The sequence below is a fragment of the Variovorax sp. genome, from assembly GCF_965279555.1.
Classification (GTDB): Bacteria; Pseudomonadota; Gammaproteobacteria; order Burkholderiales; family Burkholderiaceae_C; genus Variovorax.
In genome coordinates, this window is sequence record NZ_OZ257247.1 from 2,496,960 (window position 1) to 2,514,148 (window position 17,189).

The following is a 17,189-nucleotide window of genomic DNA, read 5'->3' on the forward strand; positions in this document are numbered from 1 at the left end:
GCATACCGAGCTTGTCGTGTCGTTCGCGCCGCGGCCCTCACCCCGACCCTCTCCCGGACGGAGAGGGTGCAAGACTCAGATCATCCCGCCGTTGACGGAAATCACCTGCCCGGTGATGTACCCAGCCTCGTTACCAGCCAGGAAAGCGGCCAAAGCAGCCACCTCTTCCGGCGTCCCGGCCCGCTTCACAGGCACCATCTGGTTGATGACCGCCGGATCGAACACCGCATCCGCCATGGGCGAGGCAATGATCCCCGGCGCAATGGCGTTCACCGTAACGCCGCGCGACGCCACTTCCAGCGACAGCGCCTTGGTCGCGCTGTTGAGCGCACCCTTGGCCGCCGCGTAGTTGACCTGCCCCCGGTTGCCCGCGATGGCGGCAACCGACGAGATGTTCAGGATGCGCCCCCAGCGCGTGCGCATCATCGGCAGCAGCAAGGGCTGCGTGACACGGAAGAAGCCGTTGAGCGACACGTCGATCACCTTGTGCCACTGCTCGGCGCGCATGCCCGGCAGCACCGCGTCGTCGTGCACGCCCGCGTTGTTGACGAGGATCTGGACCGGCCCGCCTTCGAGGATGCGCGCACATGCCGTTGCGCAAGCCTCGTCGCTGCGCAGGTCGAACACATGGCATTCGGCCTTGCCGCCCTCGGCCGAGATGGCCGCGGCCAGTTGCTCGACCGCCTCCGGCCGCGAGTTGGCGTGCAGCAGCACCGAGGCACCCTCGCGCGCGAAGCGCCGGGCCATGGCGGCGCCGAGTGCGCCGCTGGCGCCGGTGATCAGGGCGCGTTTTCCTTCGAGACTCATGACGATGTGCTTTCTTCCGCGGCCAGCGGCGTATTCAGGACCACCACGGCACGGCCCTCGGCCAGCGAGCGGCCGTCGTCGGCCTTCACCGTGAATTCATAGAGAACCTGGCGCTCGTCGCCGGACAGGCGCCTCGCCCTCACCTGCAACGCGCCCTGGACGTCATCGAGCCGCGCCACCGCCAGCTTGACGTTGCGTGCGCTCGCCAGGAAGCCGGCCGACGGCGTGCTGCCCTCTGCAGCCAGCAGGCCGCCGTGCAGCGCCATTGCCTGCGCGGCGTATTCGATGGCGTTCGGCGCGAGCAAGCCACTCTCGGTGCGCAGGGGGTTGCCGGCTTGCGCGTGCGTAGTGGTGCTGCAATGGATCGCGTCCGCGTCCCAGCTTTCGAGCCGCTCCAGCAGGCACATGCTGCCGCTGTGCGGAATGCGCTGCGCGATGCCGGCCCGGTCGAGCGTTTGCGGCGCGGTCATGCGGCCCGGCCCTCTTCGAGGTCGGCCACCAGCAGCACGTTGGCAAAAGGCGTGCCCTCGCTCATCGGAATGCTGTGCACGCGAAAGCCCAGGTGGTCGAGCACTGCGGTCCACTCGGCCAGCGGCCGGCCCCAGGTCGGCGAGACCTTGTGGCCTCGGATGCGCGTCACGGTGCGGTCGACCCACTGGCTGATCGCAAAGCCGCGGCGGCTCGACGCATCGCCCACGCGCAGCAGCAGGCGCGCCTGCGGGTTGCCGCCACGGCGCAGCGCGTCGCGCACGCGAAGCAGCACGCCCTGCTGCGCTTCGAGGTCCACGTAGTGCAGCACGTCGAGGATCACGACGAGGTCGCAGTCCGGCAGTTCGGCCGAGCACATGTCGGCGCAGACCAGCTTGGGCGCCGGTCGCAGATGGCCGATGGACGCCTCGGCGCGCGCCACGTCCTTGGGCATCAGTTCGATGCCGGTGTAGTCGGCGTTGTCCGGCGTGGCGGACCACGAGGCAGGCCAGCGGCCGTTTTTCTGCATCGCGCTCATCGACGCGAGCAGGCTGGCGAACAGGCCCTGCCCGCAGCCGATGTCGACCACGCGCCGGTGCTGCGCACCGATCAGGCCGCGCTCGAGCAGGCCGCGAAACACCGGGTCGCGACCCAGCTTTCCGCGCGCGAAGTGCCAGGCGAAGCTGCCGCCCTTCTTGTATGGGATGGTCGCGGCTTCGTGCAGTTCGCGCCACGCGTTGTCGGTCGAGCCCCGCGAAGGCAGCACCGCGCTCATGATTTCATGCCCTCGGGCAAGGTGACAGCGCGCAGTCCATCGGCGCGCAGACGTTCGAGCAACAAGGGCAATACCTCCAGCAAAACGGGTTGTCCTGCGGCGGTGCGTGCGGCGTTGCCGTCGTGCAGCAACAGGATGTCGCGCGCCTGCAGGTTGCGGCTCAGGCGCGCCATCACCTTGGTGGCGTCGCCTTCACGCGTGTCGAAGCCGCGTCGCGTCCAGCTCACCAGCGAAAGGCCGAGGCGGTGCAGCACGGGTTCCAGGAAAGGGTTGCGAAGGCCGGCCGGCGCGCGAAAGCATGTCGGACGCTGGCCGGTCGCGTCGCTCAGGATGTCCTGCGCGCGTGCGATTTCGGCGGCGAAGCCGCGCGGCCCCAGAAAGGAGAAGTTGTGCCGGTGCCGCGCCGTGTGGTTCTGGATGCTGTGGCCGCGCGCCACGATCTCGCGCGCCAGGGCGGGCTGAGCCAGCACGCGCTCGGCGATGCAGAAGAAGGTGGCGCGCTGGCCATGCGCGTCGAGCAGGTCGAGCACACGTGGCGTGACCTCCGGCTCCGGTCCGTCGTCGATGGTGATCGCCACCTCGCGGCGCTCGCCCGCCGCTTCGGGCAGGCGCGTGACGTTGGGGCCCAGCAGGCTGCTGCGCGGCGTCAGGCCGGCGCCGGTGATGAGCGCATGGTTCAGCACGATGGCACCCACGGCCCACGGCAGCGCGCCGGGCACGAGCACGCCCGCGCCTACGGCAGCCACATGCCATGCAGCACTGGCGCGGATGGCCGGCGGCCAGGGCCAGGATTCACGAGGGGCGGAGGCGGAAGGCATGAGACCGGATTTTCCCCTCATCGACCGCGCGGAGCCTTCGAAGGCCCCACGCTGCGTGCGAACGCCGCCGACAGCAGAAGCGCCAGCAGCGCGCCCGGCGCGACCACGCGGCCGATCGAAGACAACGCGGGAATGTCGGAAATCGCGATCAGCCCGAAGGACACCACCGTCGTCAGGTTGGCCAGCATGAGCGAGGCGAGCGTGTCCTCGTCGGCCCGGCCGGTGGTGCGCAACTGGTCGAAGAACAACGCGTAGTTGGAACCCACCGCCACGATCAGCAGCAGCCCCACCAGGTGCAGGATGCCCAGCGCCGCCTGCAGCACGGCCATGCCGCCCAGCGTGAGCACCACCGCGAACAGCAGCGGCTGGCACACGGCCAGCAGCCTGCGCCACGAGCGCAGGTAGATGCCCAGCAGCACCACCACCGCCAGCGCGCCCAGCAGCACTTGCACGAAGGCTTCGTGCAGGTAGCGTTGATACAGGCCGGCCAGTTCGCGGCCGACGTCGACCACCTGTACTTCAGGCAGGCCGGCCAGTGCGGTTTCAAGCCGCTTCTGGTCGAACCTGGTGCCCGGATGCAGCACCACCAGCGTGCCCCAACCGCCGCCCGGGCGCTGGTACATCAGCGTGTTGAGTACCGAGCCCAGCGGACCACCGGCCAGATCGGCGCGCTGCACGGGCTGCAGCTTGCGAGCCGCCTCCACTTCCTCCACGAAAGGCTCGAGGCGCGAAGCCGGCAGCGGAATTCCCTTCGTCGCTTCGACGAGATTGGCGCGCAGGACGTCGCTGGTCGGCAGGCTGGCGATGCGCGCCGCCTGGGTCTGCACGCTCGGCAGCACGCGCGTGACGGCCTCGTAGCCCACGAGCTCGCCGCTGTCCACCAGCGCGTCGAGCCGGGCCGCCGCTGCCTCTGTGTTGCGCAGCGCGGCCTGCTCGTCGCCGCCGTAGGCCACCACCAGCACGCCGCCGTCGCTGGCGCCGATGTCGTTGCGCAGCATCTCGTCCATTTGCTGGGCGGCCTTGGGCACCGGGCTCATCGCGCCGAGGTCGGCGCGCCACAGGTGGCCGCCCTGCCACAGCACCAGCCCCAGCGCGGCCACGCCAAGCGCGGCCAGCGGCCAGCGCAGGCGCGGCAGCCCGCGCACCAGCGCGCCCGCGAGTTGCGCCATGTGGCGTCGCATGCCCATGCCGGTGGCGCCGTCGGGCGCGAGCATCGGCAGCACGTAGCGCGTGGCCAGCGCGGCCGACACCAGCCCGGCGATGGAAAACACCCCCAGTTGCGCCAGCCCCGGGAAGCCCGAGAACACCAGCGCCGCGAAGCCGCACACCGAGGTCATCAACCCGAGCCGTACCGTCGGCCAGTTGAGGTCGCGCCAACGCTGCCAGCCGGTGCCGGCCACGGCGGCGCCGCGCGCCTGGATGAGGTAGTAGATGGCGTAGTCGACCGTCTCGCCGATCAGCGTGCTGCCGAAGCCCAGCGTCAGGCCGTGCACCGAGCCGAACACCAGGCTCACGCTGGCGGTGCCGACCACCACGCCCGTGGCCACCGGCAAAAAGGCGATGACCAGCGCACGCGGCGAGGCAAAAGCCAGCAGCAGCAGCCCGCCCATCACGATGCCGCCCACCACCGCGAGGTGGATGGCTTCGGTCTTGATCTTGTCGCGGCTCATCACCGAGAACACCGGCGGCCCGCTCAGCAGCAGCTTGGGCGCGTCGGCCCCCATGCCGCGCGAGGCGGCCTCGTAGGCCGCGTTCACCCGCGCGATGGCCACGGCCTGTGCGTCGAGGTCGCTGCCGGCGGCGCGCGTGCTGGCGACCATCAGCGCGCGCGGCGCGGTGCGGGACATCCACACGCCGTCTTCGCTGCGCGGCGCGCTCGCGGGCACCAGCTCCATCGCGATGCGCTGCGTCTCGCCGGTCGGGTCGCGGTCGAGGAGCGGCTTGATGACGTTGCCCGCCGGCGTCCCGAGCATCGACAGCGTCTCGTTGATCGCATCGCGCAGGCCTGCGACGGTGAACTGCCCCGGCACGACGCCCGGCGAGAGCTGGTAGCGATGCTGGAAGACCCAGGTGCCGGCGTCGCTCCAGTCGCTGACGTCGCCGTTCTGGACCAGGTCGAACAGCTGGCTCTCGCGCATGCTTTTGGCCACCGCGCGCGACACCGTGGCGCGCTGCTCGACACTGCCGCCCTCGATGCCGAGCATCAGCGTGCGCGAGGCCACACCGCTTTGCAGCTGCTCGATCAGCACGCGCTGGCGCACGTCGGGGCTCTTGGGCAGGAAGGCCGACAGGTCGGCGCCGATCTGCGTGCGTGCGATGACCACGGCACCGCACAGCAGCACCAGCAGCCATGCCAGCAGCACGACCGCCCTGCGCCGCCAGGTTGGCGGCCCGCTCGCCTGACCTACGGTCACGGCGTGCCGCGACCGGCCGCGCCGGAAGGAGCCGCACCGGCGGGCGCCGCATTGGGCCCGTTCGGCGAGATGTTCATGACCGAGCGGTCACCGCCGATGAATTCCATTTCGAGCCCCAGCACGTCGCTTGCGCGGCCGCTGATGCGCATGCTGCGCACCTGGGCGGCCAGCCTGCTGTCGAGCGGCACGAGGTCGAGCGTCCACTTGGCTGCGGAGCCCGTGACGGTGCTGCGAAAGTAGCGCTGCAGCGTGGCGCCGTCGCCGGTCAGCGTGCCGCGCATGGCTTCGACCAGGCCTTGCAGCTCGGGCATGCTGTCCAGCGCCAGCGTGCGGGTGCGTCCGCCGCGCGACAGGGTCAGCGTGTTGCCCTCTACCGCCATGGTTTCGACGCGCGGCGACAGGGTGCGGCGCACCAGCTTGTCGGGCGCGTCGAAGTTCAGCGTGCCACTGGCGTCGAGCGGGCCTTCCAGGCCATGCACGAAGCGTTGTTCCGTGAAGCGGGCCTCGCCGCTCTTCTGCTTGGCCAGCAGGGTCATCAACTCGGGCAGGTCGAACGCCGCCCAGGCCGGCACGGCGCAGAAGGCCAGTGCCAGCACGAATGCCTTGCAAAGCCGGTCAAGCCGCATCTTCGAGCCAGAAATCATGAAAATTGAACCAGTTGTAGGGATGGGCGCGGCACAGCGCCTCGAGCCGCGCGACATAGGCCTCCAGCGCGGCGCGGATGCGCACTTCGCGCTCCGCCATGCCCGACACCGGCTCGCCGAAGTCGGCCAGCGCATCGAACTGCACGTCGTAGCGCGCGCCGCCGCCGTAGAGGCCCGCCATGAAAAACACCTTGCGGCGCAACAGCGCCGCGAGCCGGAAAGGACCGTCGTTGAAGCACGCCGGCTGCCCAAGAAACGGCAGCACGATGTTGTTGCCTCGCTGTTGCGCCTGCTGGTCTTCGCCACCCGGCAGCGTGCGGTCGGCCAGCATGCCGGCCAGGCCACCGCCGTCGAGCCAGTCGCGCAGCGCCAGCATCGAATGCGGCCGGCCCAGCGCGATGACGTGCGGCCGCAGCTCGGGCACCGCGATGGCGTCGAGCGTGGCGGTGATGCGCCGCGCGTTGTCCGGGTACATCAGCATCGCGACGCGCAGGTTTTGCTGGTGCGTCTGCTGGCGGCAGGCACCCAGCGCCTCGAAGCTGCCGACGTGGGCGCCGAGCAGGAAAGCGCCGCGGCCTTGGGAAAGCTCGTTGTCGATCGGCAGATTGCCGTCGATCCTGACCTTGAAGAGATCCATGCGCCCGCGCAGGAAGTACACCCGGTCGAGCACCGTGGAGGCAAAGGCGTGCAGCAGGCGGTAGCCGTCGATCCAGCCGGCATGCGGGCCGATGGCCCTGAAAAGGTAGCGCTTGATGTGCCGCCGCTGCGCAGGCAGGAACAGCAGGAAGTACAGGCTGATGGGCGGCAGCAGCAGGCGCGTGACATGGCGCCCGCACACCAGCGCCATGAAGCAGATGAAGCGCAGCGCGAGCATGTTGCTGCGCTCGGGCGTGTGGGCCCAATCGCCCTTTTCGCTCTTTTCGCTCTTTTCCCCCTTCGGCGCGGACCGGGGCGCCTGGGCCGCCTCGTTCACGGCGCGCGCTTCGACATCGGTGTGCTTCATTACGCCGACTCTTGCACGGCCGTCCATCGTCCGCTGACAGCCACCACGCCGTCGCAACGCACGTCGAAACGCACGCCGCGACCCGCGCCGGCCTCCGGATGCAGCTCGATCGACAGCGTGCTGCCGGGCCGCACGGGCGCCAGGAACTTGGCGGCGGCCAGCGTCGGGTTGGCGCCCAGCCGCGTGGCCAGGGCCGGCACGCGCTGCACGGCCTCCAGGACTTCGGCGAGCAGCAAGGCGCCCGGCACCAGGGGCTGGCCCGGGAAATGGCCGGCAAAGACCGGGTGATCGGCCGGCACGGTGTGGGCCAGTTGCACCGGCGTGTCGTCTTCGGCGAGTTGCGCCAGCGCGAATTCGCGCAGCGCGCGCACCGTGAGCTTGCCGGTGCCCTCGCGCGGGAAGGCCTTGACCTGCACCACGCGGCGCGGCACGAACACGGCTTCGAGCCGCTGCCGCAGCGCGGCGACGATGTCGCCCGCCGAAAGCGTGGGCGCCACCACGAAGGCCACCGGCCGCACCACGCCGTCGGCCACCTCGTCGGGCAGCCAGAAGGCGCCGTCCTCGACGCCGGGAATGCTGTTGAGGTGGTAGTTGAGGTGCGCCAGCGAGCTGCGCCGGCCCGCCACGTGAATCAGGTCGTTGGCGCGCCCGAACAGGCGAAAGCGGCGCTCGTCCAGCAGTTCGAGCACGTCGGCCATGGGCGTGGGCTCGGGAATGAAGTCGCCGCTGAAGATGAAGCGCTCGGGCCCGCCCTCCTCGCCTGGCTCGGCGTGTACCCGGATGTCGCCGAAGGTTTCCCAGACTTCGCTTTCGGTCGTGCGGCGCGTGGCGACCTGGCCCGACTCGGTGCTGCCGTAGATCTCGAGCAGCACCGCGCCCATGGCCTGCTCGGCCTGCAGCGCAAGCTGGGGCGACAGCGGCGCGGTGGCCGAAAGAATCAGGTCCACCGGCGGCAGTGCGATGCCCGAGAGCAGCAGCGTCTTGAGGTGGAAGGGCGTGGTCACCAGCGCACGCGGGCGCGGGACCGAGGCCAGCGTCTGCGCCACATCGGCCGGAAAGAACGGCCGCCCGCTTTCGAAAGCCGCGCCGCCCAGCATGGCCAGCAGCGCCGAAGATTCGATCCCGTAGCTGTGCTGCACCGGCACGGTCGCGACCAGCGTCAGGCCTTCGAGCGAGGAACGGCCGAGCACGCGGCACAGTCGCTTGACCGCCACCGCCACATCGCCCACCAGCGTGCCCCAGGTCTTGGCGTGCGGCTGCGGCGCCCCGGTGGAGCCCGAGGTCAGCAGGCTGACCGCGTGCATGCCGGCATTGATCTGTGGCACGGCGCCGCTCGCGTCGCCTTCTAGGCTGGAGCGGTCTTCGATCAGCACGCGCCGCATGCCCGGGGTCTGGAGCTTCGGGTCGTCGACGAGCGTGAACAGCCGCGGCCCGCCGGATTCGGCCAGGCGCGCGAGCGTGTCGGGCCGGGCGTCGGGCGGCAGCAGGCTCGCATGGCCGCGCACCAGCGCAGCGCCCAGGCTCACGGCAAAGGCGTAGCGATCGACGCACAGGTTGACCGCGGGGCCGTCGTTCGGCAGTTCAGGGGCGAAGCGGGCCACGTCGGCCAGGAACTGCCGGGTGCTCACAGGCACGCCGGCACGCCAGGCCAGGGGGGCGTCGGGGTCGCGGTCCGCGAGCAGCGGCAGGAGGAAGTTGTCTGTCGTCGTCACGCGGGCAGCGCCTGTGTCATTGGCCGCCGGCGCTGGAATCCACCGACGATGTGCCATAGAACGCACGCACCGCATCGACCAGGCGCGTACGTTCGAATTCGGGATGCAGCCGGTAGCGCACCAGGTGTTCGCCGACGAAGAGCACGCCCACCATCACGGGGGACAGCACGTTGGCGAAAAGCGACCAGTCGGAGAAAGGCCGCGTCAGGTAGATGGCGATGGACGCCAGCACCACGACCGCGAAGTACGCCGTCCAGATGCGCGTGAGCTGCGTCGTGTAGGCCAGCATGTGGCCCTTGAGCGGGTGCACGCGCTGGGCGAACTGGGTGATCAGCGGCAGGCCCCGGCCGCGCAGCGTGGAGCCGAACCAGCCGCACAGCAACGCATTGATGGCCACGTGCTGGAGCACGTAGAGACGGTTCGGGTCGCCGGCCTCACCGAGGAAGACGAGCACGAAGCCGGCAATGCCCAGCAGAACCGCGCCGGCGCAGCCCCAGCGGCCGAAGCGGCTGGCGGCAAAGCCCACGGCGGCAAGCCACAGCGGCCCCAGCAACACCACCACCGCCCACGGCTCGGTAGCGTGGAACAGCGTCATCCAGTGGGAGAGGCCGGCATAAGCGACCCCCACCAGCAGCAGGAGCGCCAATCGCCATCGAGACATGGGACTCAGGTAGCGACGCGGTGCTGGGCGACGTGGGTCGCGAGCGTACGCAAGGACTGGAAGATCTGCTGGTTGCGCTCGTCGTCCGAGCGCAGCTGGAACCCGTAGCGGCGCGAGACTTCGAGCGCGACTTCGAGGATGTCGATCGAATCGAGCCCCAGGCCTTCGCCGTACAGGGGATCGGTGGGAACGATGTCCTCGGGGGCGATTTCGAGGTTCAACGCATTCACCAGCAACACGGCCAGCTCTTTTTCGGTGGGCGACTGTTCAGGCGAATCGCCTACGGCGGAAGAATTGGTTTGGACGGTCGAGGACAACACGTGCTCCGGTTTGCATTTGAATGAAAATTCGCCGTAATTGTAAATGCGGGGCTTGGATAGACTGCCCGCAAGCCAATATTTGAGGTCCCTATGACAGAGCCATTGTTGATCGCACGCCACGAGACTGTCGAGTGCGCCCTCCTGCCCGGCCTGGCCAACCGCCACGGCCTGATTACCGGGGCCACCGGCACCGGCAAGACCGTGACGCTGCAAACCATGGCCGAAAAGCTGTCCGGCATCGGCGTGCCGGTGTTCATGGCCGACGTGAAGGGCGACCTGACCGGCATCAGCCAGAAAGGCACCATCGGCGCCAAGCTGGCCGCCACGCTGAAAGAGCGCGGCATCGACGTGCCGGAGCCCTCCGCCTGCCCCGTCACGCTGTGGGACGTGTTCGGCGACCAGGGACACCCGGTGCGCGCCACCGTCTCCGACATGGGCCCGCTGCTGCTGAGCCGCATGCTCGACCTGAACGACACCCAGGCCGGCGTGCTGAACCTGGTGTTCAAGATCGCCGACGACAACGGCCTGCTGCTGCTCGACCTGAAGGACCTGCGCGCCATGCTGCAGTACGTGGGCGAAAACGCGAGCCAGTTCACCACGCAGTACGGCAACATCAGCGCCGCCAGCGTGGGCGCAATCCAGCGCGGGCTGGTGCAGATCGAGACCCAGGGCGGCGACAAGTTCTTCGGCGAGCCGATGCTCAACATCGCCGACCTCATGCAAACGGTGGGCGGCAAGGGTGTGATCAACATCCTGGCGGCCGACAAGCTCATGAATTCGCCGCGCCTCTATGCCACCTTCCTGTTGTGGATGCTGTCGGAGCTGTTCGAGCAACTGCCCGAAATCGGCGACCCCGAGCAGCCCAAGCTGGCCTTCTTCTTCGATGAAGCCCACTTGCTGTTCAACGAGGCGCCCAAGGCGCTGGTCGAACGCATCGAGCTGGTGGTGCGGCTGGTGCGCTCCAAGGGCGTGGGCGTGTATTTCGTCACCCAGAACCCGCTGGACATTCCCGACACGGTGCTCGCCCAGCTCGGCAACCGGGTGCAGCATGCGCTGCGCGCCTTCACCCCGCGCGACCAGAAGGCGGTGAAGGCAGCCGCCAGCACCATGCGGCAGAAGCCGGGCCTGGACATCGAGACCGCCATCACCGAACTCGCGGTCGGCGAGGCGCTGGTCAGCTTCCTCGACGAAAAGGGCCGCCCCAGCGTGACCGAGCGCGTGTTCGTGCTGCCGCCGGGCAGCCAGCTCGGTCCGATCACGCCCGACCAGCGCAAGGCGCTGATCGCCAATTCGCTGGTGGCCGGCGTCTACGAGAAGACGGTGGACCGCGAGTCGGCCTACGAAAAGCTCAAGGGCCGCGCCGAGAGCGCCCCCGATGCGCCGCCGGCCACGCTGCCGGGCGGCAAGCCGGCGGCCGAAGCCTCCGGCTCGGGCATGGGCGGCATGCTCAACGACATGCTGTTCGGCACCACCGGCCCGCGCGGCGCCAAGCACGACGGGCTGGTGCAGACCATGGCCAAGTCCGCGGTCCGCACCATGGGTACGTCGGTGGGCAAGGAGATCCTGCGCGGCGTGCTCGGCGGGATCTTCGGCAGCAAGAAGCGCTGAGCCCTGGCCGGGGCTTGGGTCCGGCGCCTACCAGCGCAGCAGGCGCGGGCCCAGCACGGCCCCCACCAGCACCGGCACGGCAATCCCGCTCACATACCAGACGGCAAGGAACGGCGCGGTCAGCTCCATGCAGTGCAGCGCATAGACCGCTGCGCCGACGCCCCCAGCCAGCGCCCCGGCGGCCGCCCCAGCCAGCGCCGGCCGCGTGGGCGCCAGCCCCCTGAGCGCCACCATCGTGGCCGCGAAGACAGGCAGCGCCATCAGCCCGATGCTGGCTGCGCAGATCCGCCACGACTGCCCCATGAGCGACGGCATGCGCTCCTGCGCCGGCACGATGAACCAGGCGATCACCGCCAGCAACCAGATGCCCATCACCGGCAGCGCCGCGCCGATCCACGCATGCCGCGCGGGCACGCCCGGCCGCGCGAGCCGCTGCACGGCCACGAAGCCGGCCGCCGCAATGCACAGCGGGAACGTCACCTTGACCCAGAACATCGGCCAGAACATGGCCTGCACGATGTCGCGCCGCATGCCGTATTCGGCGAACAGGATGAAGAGCGACACCGGCACCCCGGCCAGCAGCGCCAGGCCGATGCGCCCGCTCGCGCTTCGGCGCGGCACCGCCACGTCGCCGGTGGACAGCATCGCCACGAGGTCGTCGGTCTTCATGCGGCGCCTCCCCAGCGGTTGCCGAAGCGGGCGGCCAGCGCCTTCAGGCCGCGGTGGATGCCGACCTTCACCGCCGACTCCGACATGCCCGTGAGGTTCGCGGTCTCGGCCACCGAAAGGCCCTCGATCTTGACGTGCACGATCGGCAGGCGCTGCCGCTCGGGCAGGGATTCGAGCAGGCCGCCCAGGTCGCGCCGGGCGTCGCTGGCTTCCTCGGCCGAGCCGGCGAAGATGGCAAGGTCGTCGTCCAGCGGGTCATGCAGGTCTTCGCGGACCGACTTGGCGCGCAGCAGGTCGATCATCTTGTAGCGGGCAATGGCATGCACCCAGGCCGTCAGCGGCTGGTCGCTCTGGTAGGTGTGGCGCTGGTTGTGCATGGCGAGCAGGCATTCCTGAACAAGGTCTTCCACTTCATCGGGCCAGCCAAAGAGGCGCTTGCCCAGAAAGGCGCGCAGGTGCGCGCTGAGTTGCTGCAGGAAGTCGCGGTAGGCCTTCGCGTCGCCGTCCAGGCCGCGAAGGAACAGGCTGCGCAGCGCCGCTTCCGCGTCGCCCGGGTTCGTCTTGCTGCCTGTTGTGTTTCGTGCCATCCGGTCGGCTGGTTACAGCCTTGCCCAAAAAAGTTCCGGCCGATTGTGCCGAAGCCGTCTGCTTGCAAGCACCACGCACCATCGATACATTGTGTTTTTTGAGGGCCCCCAATGTCTGCAGACAGCACAACGATCCCTTCCTCCCCGGGCAGCACCACGCCCCTCCCCCCGCTCCACCCCTCGTCGTCGACCGGCCACATACGGCTGACCTCCCACGCCGGCGGCTTCGGCGCGCTGCCCATCCATTGGGGCGCGGCCACTCCCGCCGAGCGCGGCCCGGTGGTCGGCACCACCACCAAGCGGGCGCATCGCAACGTCATCGGCACGCACAGTGGCTCCTACAGCGTGTACCGCGCGCTGGCCGTGGCCTCTGGCGCGCTCAAGCGCGAGCACAAGGCCGACCTGACCAACACCTCCCCCACCGACGTGATAGGCCCCTACCCGCAGTGGAGCGAGCCGGGCCGCATCGTGTCGCTCGACCCCTGGGGCGCGCAGGTGGCCGATGTGTTCGCCACCGAGCTGGCGGCCGGCTACGACATCCGCCCGACCATCGCGATCACCAAGGCGCACGTGATCCTGCCCGAGGTGATCGAGGCGCTGCAGAGCGGCCGGCTCAAGGCCGACGGCCACTTCCTCACGTCCGGCGGCGCGGCCATGGTCACCAAGGCCGCGATCGAGCCCGTTTGGTACCTGCCCGAGGTGGCGCGCCGCTTCGGCTGCTCCGAGACCGACCTGCGCCGCACCCTGTTCGAGGAAACCGGCGGCATGTATCCCGAGCTGGTCACACGCTCCGACCTCGAGGTGTTCCTGCCGCCCATCGGCGGGCAGACGCTCTACATCTTCGGCAACCCGCGCGACCTGGCCAACCCCGAGGTCGAGCTCACCGCGCGCATCCACGACGAGTGCAACGGCTCCGACGTGTTCGGCTCCGACATCTGCACCTGCCGGCCCTACCTCACGCACGCCATCGAGGAATGCATCATGGGCGCCCAGCGCGGCGGCGTGGGCCTGATCGCCTACTCGCGCAAGGAAGGCCGCGCGCTCGGCGAAGTGACCAAGTTCCTGGTCTACAACGCCCGCAAGCGGCAGGTGGGCGGCGACACGGCCGACCAGTATTTCGCGCGCACCGAATGCGTGGCCGGCGTGCAGGACATGCGCTTCCAGGAGCTGATGCCCGACGTCTTCCACTGGCTGGGCATCAGGAAAATCCACCGGCTCGTGTCGATGAGCAACATGAAGTTCGACGCGATCACCGGCTCGGGCATCGAGATCGGCGAGCGCGTGAACATTCCCGATGCGCTGATTCCGGCCGACGCCCGCGTCGAGATGGACGCCAAGATGGCGGCCGGCTATTTCACACCCGGCCCCGTGCCGGACGCCGAAGAACTGAAAAAGGCCAAGGGCCGAGGACTCAGCGAATGACGACAAGCCGCAACAGCGATCCAGACATGCCCGTCGACGGCTCCGGCAGCCTGCCGCCCGGCGGCGCGGGCAAGGTCGATCCGTCGATCGAATTCACCGCCGACACCGCCCATCCGGCCGGCGCCGCCAGCCTGCTGCGCACCACAGCGGCCATCCGCCAGCGCGCCGGCGCCCTGCTGGCGCGCGCGCGGCGCGGCGAATCGCAGTGGTTCCGCATCGGGGAGGACGACAAGCTGGAAGACGCCGCGCGCAACGTGGCCGAGGTGACCCGCGAGCGCTACCCCTGGGACACCATTCCGTACCACAGCCGCTGGCGCCACTTCGAGGCCGGCGGCATCAACCGCATCGAGGAACTCGACACCCTGCTGGGCGAAGCCGACGCGCGCCAGCGCGCGCGCGCCCACATCGACCTGGTGCTGGTGAGCGTGCTGCTCGACGCCGGCGCCGGCCCCGACTGGCACTACACCGAAGCCGCCACCGGCGAGCGCTTCACCCGCTCCGAAGGGCTGGCCGTGGCCAGCTACCACGCCTTCATGGGCGGGCTGTTCTCGTCCGACCCCGACCATCCCTACCAGGTCGACGCAGCCGGCCTGCGCGGACTGGTGACCGACCGTCTGGGCGACGCCTTCCAGGTCAGCGAGGCCAATCCCCTGGTCGGGCTGGCGGGCCGCGCCACGCTGCTGCGCCGCCTGGGCGAGGCCATGAACGAACAGCCCGAGACCTTCGGCGACGAAGGCCGCCCGGGCCGGCTGTTCGACGCGCTGGTCGGCCCCTACGGCCCGGCCGCGCCGCCCACGGCCGAAATCACCGCGCACCAGATCCTGTCGTTGCTGCTCGATACGCTGTCGCGCATCTGGCCTTCGGCCAACTCGGTGGACAGCATCGCGGCCGACGGCAGCGACAGCCCTGGCGGCATCGGGTCGGGCGACCCCGCGCTGGCGCTGGGCGACTGCTGGCGCCACAGCGCCGTGAGCGGCCCCGGGCTCACCAACGGCTGGATGCCCTTCCACAAGCTGTCGCAGTGGCTCACCTACTCGCTGCTCGAACCCTTCGAATGGGCCGGCGTGAAGGTGCGCCATCTCGACGCGCTCACCGCCCTGCCCGAGTACCGCAACGGCGGCCTGCTGATCGACAGCGGCGTGATCGTGCCCAAGGATCCGGCCTTTCTCACCCGCCGATGGAAGGCGGGCGACGAGTTCATCGTCGAATGGCGGGCGCTGACCGTGGCGCTGCTCGACGAGCTCGCGCCGCGGGTGCGCAAGGTGCTCGACCGCACGGAAGAAGAACTGCCGCTGGCCTGCGTGCTCGAAGGCGGCACCTGGGCGGCGGGCCGGGCGCTGGCACAACGGTTGCGTAACGGTGCGCCACCGCTGCTGATCGAGAGCGACGGCACTGTCTTTTAGACTCCAGTGTTCACCAAGCAACGCCAAACACAATTCCAATGAGCAACGTCCACCTCGTCAACCACCCCCTCGTCCAGCACAAGCTGACACTGATGCGCCGCAAGGACGCCTCGACCAACAGCTTCCGCCGGCTCCTCAATGAAATCAGCATGCTCATGGCCTACGAGGTCACGCGCGACATGCCGATGCAGGACATCGAGGTCGAAACCCCGCTGGAGACCATGCAGGCCAAGGTCATCGACGGCAAGAAGCTGGTGCTGGTGTCCATTCTTCGCGCCGGCACCGGCATCCTGGACGGCATGCTGACCGTGGTGCCCGGCGCCCGCGTCGGCCACATCGGCCTCTACCGCGACCCCAAGACGCTGACGGCCGTCGAGTACTACTTCAAGATGCCCGGCGAAATGGAGAACCGCGACGTGATCGTGGTCGACCCGATGCTGGCCACCGGCAACTCGGCCGTGGCCGCGGTCGAGCGCCTGAAAGAGCTGAACCCGAAGTCGATCAAGTTCGTCTGCCTGCTGACCTGCCCCGAAGGCGTGAAGACGATGCAGACCGCGCACCCCGACGTGCCGATCTACACCGCCGCAATCGACCGCGAGCTGGACAGCCACGGCTACATCCTGCCGGGCCTGGGCGACGCCGGCGACCGGATCTTCGGCACGAAGTAGGGCTCGCCCCCAGGCTTCGCGCACTTCGTGTCGCTTCGCCTTCCCCCTACCGGGGGCAACACCTGAGGCCCGGCGGAGCCGGTTCCTCGGTGTTCTGGCCAGGACGGCGCGGTTTTTGCGAGCCGAAGATTTCCATAACTCGAGGAGAAGCACCGTGGCAGCACGCCGTCAATTGATCATCCGTTCCGTCGCCATTGCCGCCGCGCTCGCGGCCGGCGCCCCGGGCCTTGCGCTCGCGCAGCAGGCCAAGCTGAAAGTCGCGGCGGTGTACACCGTGCCTTTCGAGCAGCAATGGGTGGGCCGCATCCACAAGGCGCTGAAGGCGGCCGAGGCGCGCGGCGAGATCGAATACAAGGCCACAGAGAACGTCAGCAACGCCGACTACGAGCGCGTGATGCGCGAGTACGCCACCGGCGGCAACCAGCTGATCCTGGGCGAGGTGTTCGGCGTGGAAGCGGCGGCGCGCAAGGTCGCGAAGGACTTCCCCAAGGTCGCCTTCCTGATGGGCTCGTCACTCAAGCCGCAGGCACCCAACTTCAGCGTGTTCGACAACTACATCCAGGAGCCCGCCTACCTGAGCGGCATGGTGGCCGGCGGCATGACCAAGACCAACCGCATCGGCATGGTCGGCGGCTTCCCGATTCCCGAAGTGAACCGCCTCATGAACGCCTTCATGGCCGGCGCCAGGGAAACCAACCCGAAGGTCGAGTTCAGCGTGAGCTTCATCAACAGCTGGTTCGACCCGCCGAAGGCCAAGGAAGCTGCCTTCGCCATGATCGACAAGGGCGCGGACGTGATGTACGCCGAGCGCTTCGGTGTCTCCGACGCCGCCAAGGAAAAGGGCAAGCTCGCCATCGGCAACGTGATCGACACGCAGAGCCAGTACCCCGACACGGTGGTGGCCTCGGCGCTGTGGAACTTCGAGCCCGCGGCCGACCGCGCGATCAAGCTGGTCAAGGAAGGCAAGTTCGCGGCCGAGGACTACGGCGTGTACGCGCAGATGAAGCACAAGGGCTCCGAGCTCGCGCCGCTCGGCACCTTCGAGAAGAAGGTACCGGCCGACATCATCGCCAAGGTGAAGGCAAAGCAGGCCGACATCCTCGCGGGCAAGTTCACCGTGAAGGTGGACGACGGCCAACCCAAGTCCACCGCCAAGTAAACGCCTGCAAGTGCCCATGAATCCTGCGCGATGGCGGACCGCAATCCGGGG

Annotated in this window: 17 protein-coding genes; 5 read left to right on the plus strand and 12 right to left on the minus strand. The window is 69.2% G+C overall.

The window, feature by feature from the left end; translation table 11 throughout:
* Nucleotides 1-75: 75 nt before the first annotated feature.
* From fabG to ACQY8B_RS11990, 10 genes are read right to left on the minus strand one after another with little or no spacing between them, the layout of a single operon-like run.
* Nucleotides 76-807, minus strand: a complete 732-nt coding sequence (gene fabG, locus ACQY8B_RS11945) for a 3-oxoacyl-ACP reductase FabG (RefSeq protein ID WP_422086904.1) — start codon at nt 805-807, stop codon at nt 76-78.
* Entirely contained in the window at nt 804-1,277 is a 474-nt protein-coding gene (locus tag ACQY8B_RS11950; RefSeq protein WP_422086905.1) for a hydroxymyristoyl-ACP dehydratase, read from the minus strand. Before ACQY8B_RS11950 ends, fabG begins: the two co-directional genes overlap by 4 nt.
* On the minus strand, nt 1,274-2,050 hold the full coding sequence (locus ACQY8B_RS11955) for a class I SAM-dependent methyltransferase (RefSeq protein WP_422086906.1): 777 nt from the start codon (nt 2,048-2,050) through the stop codon (nt 1,274-1,276). The genes ACQY8B_RS11950 and ACQY8B_RS11955 overlap by 4 nt, the downstream gene beginning before the upstream one ends.
* A complete protein-coding gene (locus ACQY8B_RS11960; RefSeq protein WP_422086907.1) occupies nt 2,047-2,868 on the minus strand; it encodes a polysaccharide deacetylase family protein in 822 nt (273 codons plus the stop codon). The genes ACQY8B_RS11955 and ACQY8B_RS11960 overlap by 4 nt, the downstream gene beginning before the upstream one ends.
* 17 nt (nt 2,869-2,885) lie before the next feature.
* Entirely contained in the window at nt 2,886-5,282 is a 2,397-nt protein-coding gene (locus tag ACQY8B_RS11965) for an MMPL family transporter (protein ID WP_422086908.1), read from the minus strand.
* On the minus strand, nt 5,279-5,926 hold the full coding sequence (locus ACQY8B_RS11970) for a LolA-related protein (protein ID WP_422086909.1): 648 nt from the start codon (nt 5,924-5,926) through the stop codon (nt 5,279-5,281). Before ACQY8B_RS11970 ends, ACQY8B_RS11965 begins: the two co-directional genes overlap by 4 nt.
* Nucleotides 5,898-6,929, minus strand: a complete 1,032-nt coding sequence (locus tag ACQY8B_RS11975) for an acyl-CoA synthetase (protein ID WP_422086910.1) — start codon at nt 6,927-6,929, stop codon at nt 5,898-5,900. The genes ACQY8B_RS11970 and ACQY8B_RS11975 overlap by 29 nt, the downstream gene beginning before the upstream one ends.
* Entirely contained in the window at nt 6,929-8,641 is a 1,713-nt protein-coding gene (locus tag ACQY8B_RS11980; protein WP_422086911.1) for an AMP-binding protein, read from the minus strand. The genes ACQY8B_RS11975 and ACQY8B_RS11980 overlap by 1 nt, the downstream gene beginning before the upstream one ends.
* Before the next feature lie 16 nt (nt 8,642-8,657).
* On the minus strand, nt 8,658-9,302 hold the full coding sequence (locus ACQY8B_RS11985; RefSeq protein WP_422086912.1) for a hypothetical protein: 645 nt from the start codon (nt 9,300-9,302) through the stop codon (nt 8,658-8,660).
* A gap of 5 nt (nt 9,303-9,307) precedes the next feature.
* Entirely contained in the window at nt 9,308-9,619 is a 312-nt protein-coding gene (locus ACQY8B_RS11990) for a phosphopantetheine-binding protein (RefSeq protein ID WP_237680277.1), read from the minus strand.
* Nucleotides 9,620-9,712: 93 nt separating this feature from the next.
* Between ACQY8B_RS11990 and ACQY8B_RS11995 the strand changes: the two genes are divergently transcribed.
* Nucleotides 9,713-11,230 (plus strand): helicase HerA-like domain-containing protein, encoded by a 1,518-nt coding sequence (locus ACQY8B_RS11995; RefSeq protein WP_422086913.1) that lies wholly within the window; start codon nt 9,713-9,715, stop codon nt 11,228-11,230.
* Between the two features lie 27 nt (nt 11,231-11,257).
* Here ACQY8B_RS11995 and ACQY8B_RS12000 read toward each other — a convergent pair whose 3' ends face one another.
* Nucleotides 11,258-11,899: a DUF1109 domain-containing protein gene (locus ACQY8B_RS12000; RefSeq protein WP_422086914.1), complete on the minus strand. Its 642-nt coding sequence runs from the start codon at nt 11,897-11,899 to the stop codon at nt 11,258-11,260.
* Nucleotides 11,896-12,486, minus strand: a complete 591-nt coding sequence (locus ACQY8B_RS12005; protein ID WP_422086915.1) for a sigma-70 family RNA polymerase sigma factor — start codon at nt 12,484-12,486, stop codon at nt 11,896-11,898. The genes ACQY8B_RS12000 and ACQY8B_RS12005 overlap by 4 nt, the downstream gene beginning before the upstream one ends.
* 111 nt (nt 12,487-12,597) lie before the next feature.
* Between ACQY8B_RS12005 and ACQY8B_RS12010 the strand changes: the two genes are divergently transcribed.
* The 4 genes from ACQY8B_RS12010 to ACQY8B_RS12025 all read left to right on the plus strand — a co-directional run bounded on the left by ACQY8B_RS12010 (nt 12,598) and on the right by ACQY8B_RS12025 (nt 17,138).
* Complete coding sequence (locus ACQY8B_RS12010) at nt 12,598-13,908, plus strand: GTP cyclohydrolase II (RefSeq protein ID WP_422086916.1); 1,311 nt, start codon at nt 12,598-12,600, stop codon at nt 13,906-13,908.
* Nucleotides 13,905-15,311: a URC4/urg3 family protein gene (locus ACQY8B_RS12015; protein ID WP_422086917.1), complete on the plus strand. Its 1,407-nt coding sequence runs from the start codon at nt 13,905-13,907 to the stop codon at nt 15,309-15,311. Before ACQY8B_RS12010 ends, ACQY8B_RS12015 begins: the two co-directional genes overlap by 4 nt.
* 38 nt (nt 15,312-15,349) lie before the next feature.
* Nucleotides 15,350-15,979, plus strand: coding sequence for a uracil phosphoribosyltransferase (gene upp / locus ACQY8B_RS12020; RefSeq protein ID WP_081265876.1), 630 nt, complete (start codon nt 15,350-15,352; stop codon nt 15,977-15,979).
* A gap of 154 nt (nt 15,980-16,133) precedes the next feature.
* Nucleotides 16,134-17,138 (plus strand): BMP family protein, encoded by a 1,005-nt coding sequence (locus ACQY8B_RS12025; protein ID WP_422086918.1) that lies wholly within the window; start codon nt 16,134-16,136, stop codon nt 17,136-17,138.
* Nucleotides 17,139-17,189 lie beyond the last annotated feature (51 nt).